This is a genomic window from Streptomyces sp. a15 (assembly GCF_059026085.1).
In genome coordinates this window covers 37,818-50,096 of the sequence record NZ_JBWLKM010000011.1, presented here as the reverse complement: position 1 = coordinate 50,096, position 12,279 = coordinate 37,818, and the positions used below count along the sequence as shown (strand labels likewise).

General features: G+C 70.9%; 10 protein-coding genes and 1 pseudogene. 5 read left to right on the top strand and 6 right to left on the bottom strand.

The genetic code is table 11. The annotated features are described in order from the left end of the window. The first annotated feature begins 3 nt into the window (after nt 1-3). Nucleotides 4-1,575 carry an amidohydrolase gene (locus tag AC5P09_RS14365; protein WP_493874257.1) on the top strand — a complete coding sequence of 524 codons (1,572 nt, stop codon included), beginning with the start codon at nt 4-6 and terminating at the stop codon, nt 1,573-1,575. A 135-nt stretch (nt 1,576-1,710) separates the two neighbouring features. On the opposite strand, the gene AC5P09_RS14360 is transcribed toward AC5P09_RS14365, so the two are convergent. Further along, nucleotides 1,711-2,958: an MFS transporter gene (locus AC5P09_RS14360; RefSeq protein WP_493874256.1), complete on the bottom strand. Its 1,248-nt coding sequence runs from the start codon at nt 2,956-2,958 to the stop codon at nt 1,711-1,713. A gap of 123 nt (nt 2,959-3,081) precedes the next feature. Here AC5P09_RS14360 and AC5P09_RS14355 point away from each other — a divergent pair, with 123 nt between their 5' ends. Beyond that, nucleotides 3,082-4,038 (top strand): LysR family transcriptional regulator, encoded by a 957-nt coding sequence (locus tag AC5P09_RS14355; protein ID WP_493874255.1) that lies wholly within the window; start codon nt 3,082-3,084, stop codon nt 4,036-4,038. Between the two features lie 31 nt (nt 4,039-4,069). After that, nucleotides 4,070-4,454 (top strand): annotated as a pseudogene (locus AC5P09_RS14350) (YciI family protein); the annotation flags it as partial. Nucleotides 4,455-4,600: 146 nt separating this feature from the next. Here the strand turns inward: AC5P09_RS14350 and AC5P09_RS14345 are convergent. Next, entirely contained in the window at nt 4,601-4,819 is a 219-nt protein-coding gene (locus AC5P09_RS14345) for a hypothetical protein (RefSeq protein WP_493874254.1), read from the bottom strand. 62 nt (nt 4,820-4,881) lie between these two features. Between AC5P09_RS14345 and AC5P09_RS14340 the strand changes: the two genes are divergently transcribed. Further along, nucleotides 4,882-5,265, top strand: a complete 384-nt coding sequence (locus AC5P09_RS14340; RefSeq protein WP_493874253.1) for a GNAT family N-acetyltransferase — start codon at nt 4,882-4,884, stop codon at nt 5,263-5,265. 146 nt (nt 5,266-5,411) lie between these two features. Here AC5P09_RS14340 and AC5P09_RS14335 read toward each other — a convergent pair whose 3' ends face one another. The 3 genes from AC5P09_RS14335 to AC5P09_RS14325 are packed head-to-tail and all read right to left on the bottom strand — an operon-like array spanning nt 5,412 to nt 9,444. Further along, nucleotides 5,412-6,677 carry an NAD(P)/FAD-dependent oxidoreductase gene (locus AC5P09_RS14335; RefSeq protein WP_493874252.1) on the bottom strand — a complete coding sequence of 422 codons (1,266 nt, stop codon included), beginning with the start codon at nt 6,675-6,677 and terminating at the stop codon, nt 5,412-5,414. Then, nucleotides 6,674-8,107: an amidase gene (locus AC5P09_RS14330; RefSeq protein ID WP_493874251.1), complete on the bottom strand. Its 1,434-nt coding sequence runs from the start codon at nt 8,105-8,107 to the stop codon at nt 6,674-6,676. Before AC5P09_RS14330 ends, AC5P09_RS14335 begins: the two co-directional genes overlap by 4 nt. A gap of 26 nt (nt 8,108-8,133) precedes the next feature. Continuing rightward, nucleotides 8,134-9,444, bottom strand: a complete 1,311-nt coding sequence (locus tag AC5P09_RS14325; RefSeq protein ID WP_493874250.1) for an Nramp family divalent metal transporter — start codon at nt 9,442-9,444, stop codon at nt 8,134-8,136. Nucleotides 9,445-9,578: 134 nt separating this feature from the next. Here AC5P09_RS14325 and AC5P09_RS14320 point away from each other — a divergent pair, with 134 nt between their 5' ends. After that, the gene (locus AC5P09_RS14320) at nt 9,579-10,583 is read left to right on the top strand and encodes an Lrp/AsnC family transcriptional regulator (protein ID WP_493874249.1); all 1,005 of its coding nucleotides are present in this window, start codon (nt 9,579-9,581) and stop codon (nt 10,581-10,583) included. Nucleotides 10,584-10,715: 132 nt separating this feature from the next. On the opposite strand, the gene AC5P09_RS14315 is transcribed toward AC5P09_RS14320, so the two are convergent. Further along, nucleotides 10,716-12,008, bottom strand: a complete 1,293-nt coding sequence (locus AC5P09_RS14315; protein WP_493874248.1) for an MFS transporter — start codon at nt 12,006-12,008, stop codon at nt 10,716-10,718. Between the last annotated feature and the right edge of the window lie 271 nt (nt 12,009-12,279).

Genomic DNA, 12,279 nt, shown 5'->3' with positions numbered 1-12,279 from the left:
CGCATGCCCACCGCCGAGCTGATCCTCACCGGCGCCGAAGTCCGCACCCTCGATCCCGCCAGGCCGTACGCTACGGCGGTCGCCGTACGCGACGGGCTTGTCGCCGCGGTCGGCGAGGAGGCCGACGTACGGGACTGGCGGGGGCCGGGCACGCAGATCGTGTCCCTGGACGGGGCGCATCTCGTACCCGGGCTCGTGGACGCGCACAGCCACCCCGTCTGGGGACTGGACATGGCGACCGGGGTCGACCTGTCCGGAGTGCGGGACCTGGAAGGACTGCGAAGCGCGCTGAAGGACGCGTCGCGTATCGACGGCTGGGTCGTCGGGTTCGGGCTCGACCACAACGTGTTCGGCGGACGGCCCCCTCACCGGTCGCTCGTCGAGGACGTGCTCGGCGGCGCGCCCGCCTTCCTGCGCCTGTACGACGGGCACTCGGCGCTGGTCAGCGAGGCGGGCCTGAAGGCCGCCGCGATCACGGGGCCGCGGACCTTCGTACAGCGCTCGGAGATCGTCTGCGACGCCGACGGGCGGCCCACCGGCCATCTGGTCGAGCACGCCGCGATGGAACTGGTCACCGGCGTCATGCCCCGGCCTTCGTACAGTGAACGGCGGTCACGGCTGGTCGAGCTGCTGGCCGCGATGGCGGCCACCGGTCTGACTGGGGCGCATGTGATGGACCTGGGGGATCTGGAGCTGGTCCGGGCCGTCGCCGAGGAGACCGTCCTGCCGGTGCGGCTGCGCTTCGCGCCCTGGTGCATGCCCGGGGCGGACAAGGAGACCCTGGACGAGCTCATCGCCCTCCAGAAACACCGGGGGCGCCACTGGAGGGTCGGCGGTGTCAAGTTCTTCATGGACGGCACTGTGGAGGGCGGCACGGCCTGGCTGCAGCAAGCGGACTGCCACGGGCAGGGCACGCACGCGTTCTGGCCGGACCCGGCCGCGTACACCGCCGCCGTACGGCAGTTGCACGCGGCCGGTGTCCGCACGGCCACGCACGCGATCGGGGACGCGGCCGTGCGGCATGTCCTCGACACGGTGGAGGGGCTCGGCGACGGCGGGCGGTTCGCCCACCGGATCGAGCACATCGAGACGGTGCCGGACGACACGCTCAGCCGCTTCTCCCGGCTCGGGGTCATCGCGTCCATGCAGCCGCCGCACACCGCGTACACCCGGGCCGACCAGGACGACGAGTGGTCGCGGCGGCTGGGGCCCGAGCGAGCCGGTCGGGCATGGCGCACCCGCGACCTGCGGGACGCGGGTGCGGTGGTGGCCCTGGGTTCGGACTGGCCGATCGCCCCCTACGACGTGCGCGGCGTCCTGGCGACCGCACGCGCCCCCCTCGGCGCCGCGGCCTCGCGCGGCGGCCTCACGGGGCTGCAGGCGCTGGAGGGCTGCACGACACACGCGGCGCTCGCCGCGGGCGAGTCCGACACCGCCGGGCGCATCGCACCCGGATTCAGAGCCGACCTCACGGCCTTCGCTCTCGACCCGGTGAAAGCACCGGCGGATGAACTCGCGCAGGCCCCGGTGCGCCTCACCGTGACGGGTGGCCAGGTGGCCCACCGGGTGGCGTGACCGCGCTCGGCACCGCGTACTGCCGTCCGATGCTCCGTCGGGCGGCGCCCACACAGTTCTGAGGCACGATCACCTCTCGGCACCGTCGTCGTGTGTCGCGCACCTTTCCGGGGTGAGCGGGGCGTTTGTGGTCAGTCATGCGAGCCGGACGTCTTCGGCCGACGAGGCGGGCTCAGGGGCGGACAGATGTATCCGTTTGGGCAGCAGGAGCGGGGTGGCCAGCAGGAGGACGCCGGACATGGTGATCGCGGCGAGCGGGCTGGTGAGGGTGGCGAGAATGCCCCAGATCACCATCAGGGCAGCTTGCAGGAGTTTGCTGATGGCACTCCATGTACTGAGGACTTGGGCGGTGTGATCCACGGGAGTCCGTTGCAGGCGTTCTGTTGCGTAGATCGGATTGAAGATGCCCATGCAGGTGATCAGCATGCCCTCGACGATGATCACGGTGAGGAGTCCGGGGATGCCGGGACGGACGAACGCGAGACCGAGCGGGAAGAGCGATCGCAGCCAGCCGGAGACGATCATGACCCGGTGCCGGCCGTAGCGGGTCACGAGGCGCGCGGAGAGGCGGGCGCCCACGAAGCCGCCGAGTGCCGGGATGCCGAAGGCGAGACCGTATTGCCAGGCCGGGAAGTGGTACTGGCCCAGCAGGAGGACGGACAGCAGCGGGACGGTGGCCATGATGAGGCCGCTGACCAGGACCGAGTTGAGGAAGAGGCGCCTCAGTGCGTGGTCGCGGAGGATGAACCGCCAGCCGCCAAGAAGGTCGGCTCCGCGCAACCTGGCGGCCCGGTCGCGGGGTACCGCGACGTCGCCTCCGCGGATGCGGAGGACCCCGAGCGCGGACAGCAGGTAGCTGAGGGCGTCGGCCATGACAGTGACGACCGGGCCGAGCAACCCGATGAGGGCACCACCGAGGGGCGGGCCCGCCGCGGTCGCCACCCAGCTCGTGCCCTCGAATCTCCCGTTCGCCACGAGGAGGTGATCGCCACGGACGAGATACTTGAGATACGCGCCGGATGCGGCGGTGAAGGCGATGCTCGCGGTCCCGGAGATGACCGAGACGACCAGCAGTTGGCCGTACGAGAGCAAGCCGAGGACGTACGCGATCGGGACGCTTGCCGTCGCGACGAACCGGATCAGGTCCATCGCGATCATCACCGGACGCTTGGCCCGGTGCTCGACCCACGGCCCCAGCGACAACGCAACAAGCGCCGCGACGGCAAGCCCGGCCGCCTCCAGGAGCGACACGGCGAATGCCGACGAGTGCAGCACTCGAACCGCGATCAACGGGAACGCGCCGAAGGCAATCCACGTACCGTATGTACTGACCGCGTAGGCCGACCACAGCCAACCAAAACTGCGCCCCAACTGCACGCGCATGCGACTCCCTCGCGACAACCGATGTTCGGGTCTCCGCATCACACCCGCCGCTGCGTCGTGGGATCAAACAACCGACTCCCGGGCGAGCCACAACCATCGGTTGGGCACACTTATGCTTGATCAATGGATACCGAGGCGGTGCGATCGTTCGTCCGCGCGGCCGAGCTCGGACAGCTGCAGCACGCGGCCGACGAGCTCGGCGTAACGCAACAGGCCGTGTCGAAGCGGATCGCGACTCTCGAGCGCGAACTCGACGTCCGGTTGTTCATCCGAACCGCCCGAGGGGTCGAGCTGACACTCGACGGCCAGGCTTTCCTGCCGCACGCCCGGAACATCGTCACGGGTGTCGATCGCGCCGTCACGGCAATCAGGCCGGGCTCGCGGGCCCTTCGGATCGACGTTCTCGGCCTGCGGTCCGCGCAGGCCGTCGTCCTGCACGACTACTGGCGGTCGCATCCCGAGACCGACCTCGACGTGGTGACCCTCAGGGTCAACGACCCGCGCGTGGTGGTGACCGCCGTCCAAGCAGGCGATATCGACGCCTCGTTCCGCTCGGTCACCGACCCGGCCACACTGCCGCGCGACGTGCAGATGATCCACGCGTTCGACTCTCCGCTGGAACTCCTCGTCGGCCCGAGGCACCCGCTCGCCTCCGCACGAACACTCACACCGTCCCAGCTGCGCCGGCACCGGATCTGGGTGCCGGGTATCGCGCCGCGAAGCGAATGGGCAGAGTTCTACGATCAGCTTGCCACCGACTTCGACCTCCGCATCGACGCCGCGGGTCCGCACTTCGGCGACGAGGTACTCCTCGACATCCTCGCGGACTCCGCGGACGTGGCAACCGTCGTGGGCTCGCGCGACCGGTACATCTGGCCGACGAACCACGACCTACGCCGCATCCCGATCGTGAATCCGACGCTCGCGTACCCGCTCTTTCTCATCCTCCCCCGAGCGAATCCACACCCAGGACTCCGGGCAGTCATCAACCACTTGGGAAACCTGGCACCGCTCCCCGAGACCGTCTGGCGCCCGTCCTGGGCAACGACACCAGGCCGCAGCGACGGAAAACCAAGGTGACTCGACCGGCCCTTGGGGAGAGTCTCTGCGCGACCTGCCAGATCCTGCCGCCCGCCCGCTCGTTCGCCTTCGACGAGCCCAACTACCAACCCGGCGTGTACCGGGACGTGCTCGTGCGCCGGTGGCGCAACATGCTGGGACGCATGATGTGGGACTTCTCTGGTGGCGCGACCGGTGGCAACCGGTACCTGGTGCTGGGCCTCGGCTCGGGGCAGGCTGCCGACCTCGCCGTCCCGCCGGACCGGGACGAACTGATCGCGTACGGGCCGCTGCTGTCCGACGACGGCACCACCTGGCTTGGTACGGCGGTGCTGGTCCGGGCCTCGGACCCGGACACGGCACGCGCCGTCCTGACCGCGGACCGGTACGCCGACTTCGAGGTCCACGCCTGGCAGTTCGGCGGGCGGCCGTCATGAACCGTTCCTCAGGACTGGGCACCTGATGGAGCGGTGGTTGGCGGAGCCGACGAACACGCAGACAGGGCGAGGCGTCCACCACCAGACGGCAGTTGAGTTCCTCGAACGCCTCGCCGGCTGTCACGGCCGTCTGCTCAACCGTGCCCTCACGCCGGGTCGGGCTGTTGGGCGAGCTCACGGGGACCGCGACCGGGCGTCAGCAGTGCCAGGACCGCTGCGGCGGCGGCCACGACGGCGCCGGTGGTGAAGCCGCGTGAGAAGCCGTCGCTTTCGGTTCCGGCGGCGGCAGACGTGGCCAACGGAACGCTGGATCCGGAGGACGCCCCGCGCTTTCGCCCCGCGATCTCCGCGGGCATTGCTTCCATCTGGCTCCCTCCCTAACCTGTAGCAGGTGAAAGCTGATATCAGTCCTTACGTGGTGTGTGCGGTGACGCCTTCCGTGGAGACGTATCTCCGACTCCGGTCCGTGTCCGGCCTGAGCGCCAAGACGGCTGAGGCGGCTCGGGCCGGGCTGCCGAACACGTGGCAGGGCGTGACCGTACTCTGCGGGGGCGAGCCGGTCGGGATGGGACGCGTCGTCGGCGACGGAGGCTGCTTCTTCCAGATCGTCGACATCTGCGTCGCGCCCGAGCACCAGGGCCGAGGCCTGGGCAAGCGGATCATGGCCGAGCTGATGCAAGAACTGGAGCATCGAGCACCGGCCGGTGCGTATGTGTCACTGATCGCGGACGGCGATGCCCGCTTCCTGTACGAGAAGTTCGGCTTCGCACCGACCATGCCCGCCTCGATCGGCATGCACCGCACCGTCTGAGATGCCGGCCGAGCCCTCAGGCCGCCGACCGAACGCCCACTGCTTCTACAGACCGATCCAGCTGCTCCTAAGGCAGTGGGGGAGCGTGCCGGGCGTCGCGACGGGGCGAGCGTTGCCTGTCGGGGCACTGGAGACCCATCAAGCGGTCAGCGCAGCGGATGCAGAGGCGTGAGCTCGGCGGCGCTCCGCGCTGTCACGATCGACTCGGCCAGGAGCTTGCCGCTCAGCGGGCCCAGGGCGATGCCCCACATCCCGTGGCCGCCGCATACGTGGACGCGCGGTGAGCGGGTCGGGCCGACGAGGGGCAGCCCGTCCGCGGTACAGGGGCGTGGGCCCGCCCATTCGTCGCTGCGGCGGCTGAAGTCGGCGCCGGGCAGCATGGGGCGGGCCGCGTCGATGACGGCCCGGACGCGGCGGGGGTCCGCGGGCCGGTCGGGGGCGGTGAACTCCATCATTCCGGCGACCCGTACCCGATCGGCGCCCAGTGGTGTGCAGACCACGCGCTGGGCGGCGAAATACGTGGGCCCCGTGGGCAGTCCCTCGGCGGGCAGGGTGAAGCTGTAGCCGCGGCCGGACTGGACGGCGGCGCGTACACCGAAGGGTGCCGCCAGCGGGTTCAGCCAGGCTCCGTTGGCCAGGACGGCCACGTCGGCGCGCAGGTCCGTGCCGTCGGAGCCCACCACGGCGACTTCGCTCCCGTGATCCTGTACCCGGGTGACCCGCAGACCTTCGACGACCTTGCCGCCCCGCTCGCGCACCGCGTCGGCGAGCGCCGCGGCATAGGCCCCCGGGTTCAGGTAACGCTGGCCGTGCAGCCGCACGGCGGCGCCGGTCCGCTGCGACAGCGCCGGCTCCCGGTCCCGGGCCTCGGCGCCGGAGAGCAGGTCGTAGTCGACGCTCTGGCCGACCGCGCGTACCGCCTCCAGCTCGTGGACGAACGGCGCGCGGGCGGCCTCGGTGGTGAAGGCGATGAGGCACGGGTCGCTCGCCTGGGTCGGTTCGGCGACGCCGCCTCGGGCGAGTTCGTCGTACGCGGCCAGCGCCTGCCGGTTCAGCGGGGCGAGGGCGCTCATCGCGACCCGCCAGCGCCGCGGAGTGCAGTTGCGGCTGAACGACAGCAGGAACCGGGCCAGCCGCGGGTCCGCGCGGGGCGGGATGTAGAGGGGCGAGGCCGGCGAGAGCAGGGTGCGCAGCCCCAGCCGCAGGGCGCCCGGCTCGGGCAGCGGTACGGCGAGGGCGGGGGAGAGCCAGCCGGCGTTCCCCCAGGACGCGCCGGCCGCGACCTGCCGACGGTCGACGACGGTGACCTCGACGCCGGCTTCCTGGAGGAACCAGGCGGTCGCCAGTCCCGTCATCCCGGCGCCGATCACGAGGGCGGTGCGCGGAGGCACGGCAGTGCTACGCGGGGTCATACGGGGCTCCTGTCCTTCAGGGCGACGGGCGGCCTGCGCTCGCCGGTCCGCAGCGCCTGCTCGATGGCGTATCCGGCTTGCAGCACCGCCCGGTCCTGCCGGTGCGGGCCGATCACCTGAAGCCCGACGGGCAGACCCTCGGGGGTGAAACCGGCCGGCACCGACAGCGCGGGACAACCGGTGACGGAGATCAGGTAGGCCGAGCGCATCCAGTCCAGGTAGGTCTCCATCGCTGTGTCGTCCACGGAGGCGGGGTAGGGGAGCCGGATGTCGAACGGGGCGACCTGGCTGACCGGCAGCAGCAGAAGGTCGTACGTCTCGAAGAACTCACGGACGCGGTGGTAGAGGGCGGCCTGCAGCAGCTGTGCCCGGCCGAGGTCCGGGCCGGTGAGCCCGCGTCCCTCCTCGATGTTCCACACCACGTCCGGGGCCATCCGGTCGCGGTGCTCGTCGAGCAGGGGGCCGTAGGCGAGTTCCATCTGCCAGGCGCGCTGGACGAGGAAGACCTCGTCGGCCCCGGACAGATCCGGACAGGCCTCCTCGATCTCGCAGCCCAGGGAGGCGAACGCCTCGACCGCGGGCTCGAGTGCGGCCCGTACCTCGGCGTCGACGGGCACGGTCCCGCCGAGGTCGGGCGACCAGGCCACGCGCAGGCCGCGCACCTCGCCGTCCAGGGGTCCCATGAAGGCGGAACCCGGCGTCTCCAGGGCGAGTGGGCTGCGCGGGTCGGGACCCGCGAGCACGGACAGGAGCAGTGCCACGTCCGACACGGTCCTGGCCATCGGCCCCTTCACCGACAGCTGTGCCCACGGCGCCTTGTCGGGCCAGGACGGAACCCGCCCGGGGGAGGGGCGCAGCCCCACGACGTTGTTGAAGGAGGCGGGATTGCGCAGCGACCCGCCGGTGTCACTGCCGTCGGCGATCGGCAGCATTCCGCAGGCGAGCGCGGCCCCGGCACCGCCGCTGCTGCCGCCCGCGCTGCGGGAGAGGTCGTACGGATTGCGGGTGGGCCCGAACACCTTGTTGACGGTGTGCGAACCCATGCCGAGTTCGGGGACGTTGGTCTTGCCGAGGGTGATGGCCCCGGCGTTCTTCAGACGCTCGACGACCAGGTGGTCCCGGTCGGGAATCCGGTCGGCGAAGATCGGCGAACCGTACGTCGTCCGGATGCCCGCGGTGTCGTGCAGGTCCTTGTGCGCGACGGGCAGACCGTGCAGCGGGCCCACCTCCGCACCCGACATCAGCCGCGCGTCGGCCTTGGCAGCCTCTTCCAGCGCCTGATCGGCGACCAGGGTGACGATGGCGTTCACCGCCGGATTGACGCGTTCGATCTGTTCCAGGTGGGCGGTGACGACTTCCCGGGCGGACACCTCGCGGCGCCGGATCGCGGCGGCGAGATCGGTGGCACTCCGGAAGCAGAGTTCATCCATGGGGTTCACTGCGGGCTTCACGCCTCTCAGAACGTTTCCTTGACCTGTACGACGGCCAGCACCCCGAAGAGGAGGAAGGCGCCGGACAGCAGCACATTCGACATGATCTTGTTCCTGTACAGCGGCTCGATGCCCCGGCGGTTGAGCAGCACCAGCAGCGCCCCGGACAGCAGCGGCAGGATCAGGGACCCGAAGGCGGCGTACGTCAGCACCAGGGCGACCGGCTTCCCCATGAACGTGACGGCGATCGACGCGGCCGCGCAATAGACCACGAAGGCGCGGAAGGGCCGGCTGTTCTGCGCCATGTGGGGTTCGGCGTCGGTCTCCGGAATGCCGCGCATCGTCCGCAGCGAGTCCGCCAGCAGATAGCACAGGGCGTTGAACCCGCCGACGAGGGCGCTGAGCGTCACGAAGAAGAAGGTCAGAAGGAACAGGACGCGGGCCGCCGACCCGAGGTCCGCGCCCAGCGGGTCGGCGAGTGCGGCCAGCCCGTCGTTGCCGCTGATGGTGTTGCCGGTGCCGTAGAGCAGGCCCGTCCCCACGACGGTGGTGCAGAGCACGAAGAGGAAGGTGACGGCGTAACTGACCGCCGAGTCCGCCCGCATGACGGGCAGCCAGCTCCGGTGCTGCCAGCGCTTCTCCCGTACCCAGTAGCTGTACGAGGCGATCCCGGCCGTGCCGCCCACACCGCCGATGAGGGCGAGCACCGTCACGACGTCTCCCTCCGGGAGCCTCGGGCGCATCGTGGAGACGAGGCCCGGCAGATCGTCGATGGTGGCGAGCATGGCCACCGCCAGGACGACCATGCCGAGGAACTTGACGAGAATGAAGACGCTCATCACGCGCTCGAAGAGCGCGTACCGGCCGACGTACACGAGCGCGGCGGACGCCAACGCGATCGCGATGCCGAGCGGCCGCGAGGGGAGCGCGGGGAACAGTGTGGACAGGGCCAGCGAGGCCACCGAGCTCAGGGCGGCTCCGTACAGCAGTCCGATGACCAGGACGAAGAGGAAGAACGCCGGAGGAAGCCAGCGTCCGACCGATCGCAGGCTGGCGATCACGGTCTGGCCGGTCGCCATGTAGAGCCGTCCCACCGCCTCGGTGAGGACGAATTTCAGGACGACGCCGATGAGGATCGCCCACAGCAGCGCCAGCCCGTATCCGGAGGCGCCCGCCAGGGACGTCACCATGTCGCCGGCGCCCACGCTCGCGGCTGCCAGGACCAGGCCGGGGCCCAGCAGAGCCAGTCGGCCGCGCCGGGTGACGGGGGCCTGCGAGGGCTCGACCGCCTGTTGCCCAAGGGAAGTCTTCTGGGCCGTTCCTTGCGTCGCGGTCACGTCGATCATCTCCGTACGTCATGTGAGCGGGAGGCATCGGTTCGTGCGGCTCATGTCGTGCAGGTTCGGGCACTCTGACGGAAGGGAACAAGAATCTCGGCCGAGATGACGGAATCGGCCATAAACTTGGTGCGATGAACGCACAGCAGCCCGGTCCCGTGGCGGATTCGCTGGATCGCCGCATCATCAGCGCACTGCAGATCGACGGCAGGGCCTCGTGGCACCGCATCGCGGCGGCGCTCGGCGAGGCCGAACGCACAGTCGTCCGCCGGGGAACCCGCTTGCTGGACTCCGGGCTGGTGCGGATCGGCGCCATGGCGCTGCACGGCCGCAGCACGGTGGTCGGTGTGCGCTGCGCTCCGGGGCAGGCGCGGATGGTCGCGAGCGCGCTGGCCCGCCGGCCCGACTGTGTCTTCACTCATGTGCTGACCGGCTCCCCGGACTGTGTCGCGGAGCTGCTCTGCCCCCGGGACCAGCTGGCGAGCCTGGTGATGGACGAACTGCCGGGACTGCCCGGCATGTTGGAGACGTTCACGCTGCCGGTGCTGCGCCACATCCGCACGATCCGCGAGTGGCACTCGGGTCTGCTCACCGACGACGAGATCGCCACGCTGGAGGGCCCGTCCGGGGCGCCCGCGCCCTCGCCGACGGATGGGGATGTGATGCCGCCCGCCGACGTGGCACACGACCTCTCCCGGTCGGACCGGCTGCTCCTGAACGCGCTCGCCGAGGACGGGCGGTGCACCTACGAGGAACTCGGCCGCGTCGCGGGCGTCTCGGAAGCCACCGCGCGGCGGCGCCTCGGCGCGCTGCGGCGGGAGGGCAGGGTGCGCATCCGCGCCGTGATCGAGCCCGCGCTGCTCGGGCTGCCGGTGGAGGCGATGCTCCGGGTACGCACCGCTCCGGCCGGGGCCGAGGCGGTGGCGGCGGCGCTGGCGGACAACGTCCACGTCCGGTACGCCAGTTTCGTCACCGGAGAGCACCAGATCCTGGTGCTGGCCGCGCTGCCCAGCGAGTCGGCCCTGTACGACTTCGTCACCCGCGCCCCCTGGCTGCGGGACGTGGTCTCCGTGGACGTCTCGCTCGTCCTCAGCTCGCTGAAACGCGGCGGCATGCTCGCGCGCCGGTCGCGGGACTGAGCGGCAGCGGCATCAGGCGCAGGCGGTGATGGCGCGGAGGCTCGGTCAGTCGTCGGTGAGCGGCCAGTCCAGTCCGTCCTCGTCCTGAACGTCTGGTGGTGGAGCATCACCGCAACCTCCAAGGCGTACCGGTCAGTCGACGTCCCGGTTGACCTCGATCCGCCGAAGCGACGGCACGAGCAACGGCATCAGCATCGCCAACGCCGCCACCCCGCCGCCGGTGACGGCGACCGCCGCCGTCCCGAACGCCGCAGCGAGGACCGGGGCGGACAGCTGGCCGACGGGGACGGACGCGAACGACAAGCACTCGTCGTAGGCACCGACCCGGGAGAGCAGTCGCTCCGGGACGTGGGTGTAATTGACGGTCTCCCACACGACGGTGAAGAACTCGGCGACCACTCCCGACACGAACGCCGCTGTGGCCAGCCAGACGGTGTGCGCGCCGGTGCCGAGCAGGATCAGCGGGACGGCGCCCAGGGCCATCGAGGACAGGGCCGGCACCATCGGCCGCCGCACCGTCAGCTTCACCATCGCCACACTGGCCGCCAGTGCCCCGATCCCGCGTGCGCTCAGCACCAGGCCCCAGCCCTCCGCGCCGATGGTGTCGTTCGCGATCACCGGGCCGAGGATCTGCCAGACGCCCATGTTCGCGGAGTTGAAGACGGCGAAGGCCAGCGTGACCGTCCAGATCCACGGCTTGGAGCTGAAGTAGGTCCAGCCCTGCCGCAGTTCGGCGAGCATCGTGGGGCCGCCCTTGGCGCGCGGCGGCAGGTCGGGCAGCGAGATCCGGGCGAAGAAAGCGGCCGCCAGCAGGAAGGACGCGGCGTCGGCGGCGATCGCCCAGCCGCCTCCGACGGAGGCGGTCAGCAGGCCGGCGGCGGTCGGGCCGAGGATCCGGGTGGTGTTCCTGACGGAGGCCAGCAGCGAGCTGGCCTGCTGGAAGCCGCGCCCTGCCGCCAGGTTTGGGACGATGCCGCGCAGCGCGGGCGTGGTCAGTCCCTGGAAGATGCCGTTGAGAGCGGACAGCGGCAGCAGCAGCGCGGGGTTCTGGTGGGTGAGGAGGAGGATCGCCACGGCGGCCTGGCTGAGGCCGGCACCCAGGCTGGTGAGGCGCAGCACGGTGTCGCGACGGTAGCGGTCGGCGATGCCGCCCCCGAGGATCATCGTGGCGATCATGGGGACCAAGGAGGCGGTGGTGACCGCGGACAGCCAGGTGGCGCTGTCGGTGAGCTCCAGGACGCCGAAGGCCAGGGCGACGGGCGAAATGGCGCTGCCGGCCATGGAGATCGCGCGGCCGGCGAAGAACCACCTGAAGGCGGGGGAGCGAAGGGGCTGTTCGGCCCCGAGGCCGGTGGTGGATGCCCGCGTCGCATCGCTTACGGGGGGATCGGCGTCCCGACTTCCGGGCGTATCTGTTTCGGGCACGAGGGGCCACGCTGCCAGCGCGCACCGGATGCATCAAGTGATTTCAGGGCAGGGGCGACAGGGACCGTTCCTCCGGCTCGCGGCAGCCTCACCGGCTCCAGGACCCCGCAGGCCCGGACCGACTCCCATGCCTTCGGACACCGGCGTTGCGGGAGGCGGGTGCCCGGCGTGCCGGTAGGCCGGTCGGTGGGAGGCCATGCTCGGAGTCGCGCGATGGGATCCGCCGCCGAGTGACTCGTCGGACGGGACAGCCGCCGCCCATGCACTGAGG

Coding starts and splice junctions, on each gene's coding strand:
- AC5P09_RS14355 (WP_493874255.1), top strand. CDS start 3,082: ATGGATACCGAGGCGGTGCGATCGTTCGTCCGCGCGGCCGAGCTCGGA.
- AC5P09_RS14345 (WP_493874254.1), bottom strand. CDS start 4,819: ATGGAAGCAATGCCCGCGGAGATCGCGGGGCGAAAGCGCGGGGCGTCC.
- AC5P09_RS14320 (WP_493874249.1), top strand. CDS start 9,579: ATGAACGCACAGCAGCCCGGTCCCGTGGCGGATTCGCTGGATCGCCGC.
- AC5P09_RS14335 (WP_493874252.1), bottom strand. CDS start 6,677: ATGACCCCGCGTAGCACTGCCGTGCCTCCGCGCACCGCCCTCGTGATC.
- AC5P09_RS14330 (WP_493874251.1), bottom strand. CDS start 8,107: ATGGATGAACTCTGCTTCCGGAGTGCCACCGATCTCGCCGCCGCGATC.
- AC5P09_RS14360 (WP_493874256.1), bottom strand. CDS start 2,958: ATGCGCGTGCAGTTGGGGCGCAGTTTTGGTTGGCTGTGGTCGGCCTAC.
- AC5P09_RS14365 (WP_493874257.1), top strand. CDS start 4: ATGCCCACCGCCGAGCTGATCCTCACCGGCGCCGAAGTCCGCACCCTC.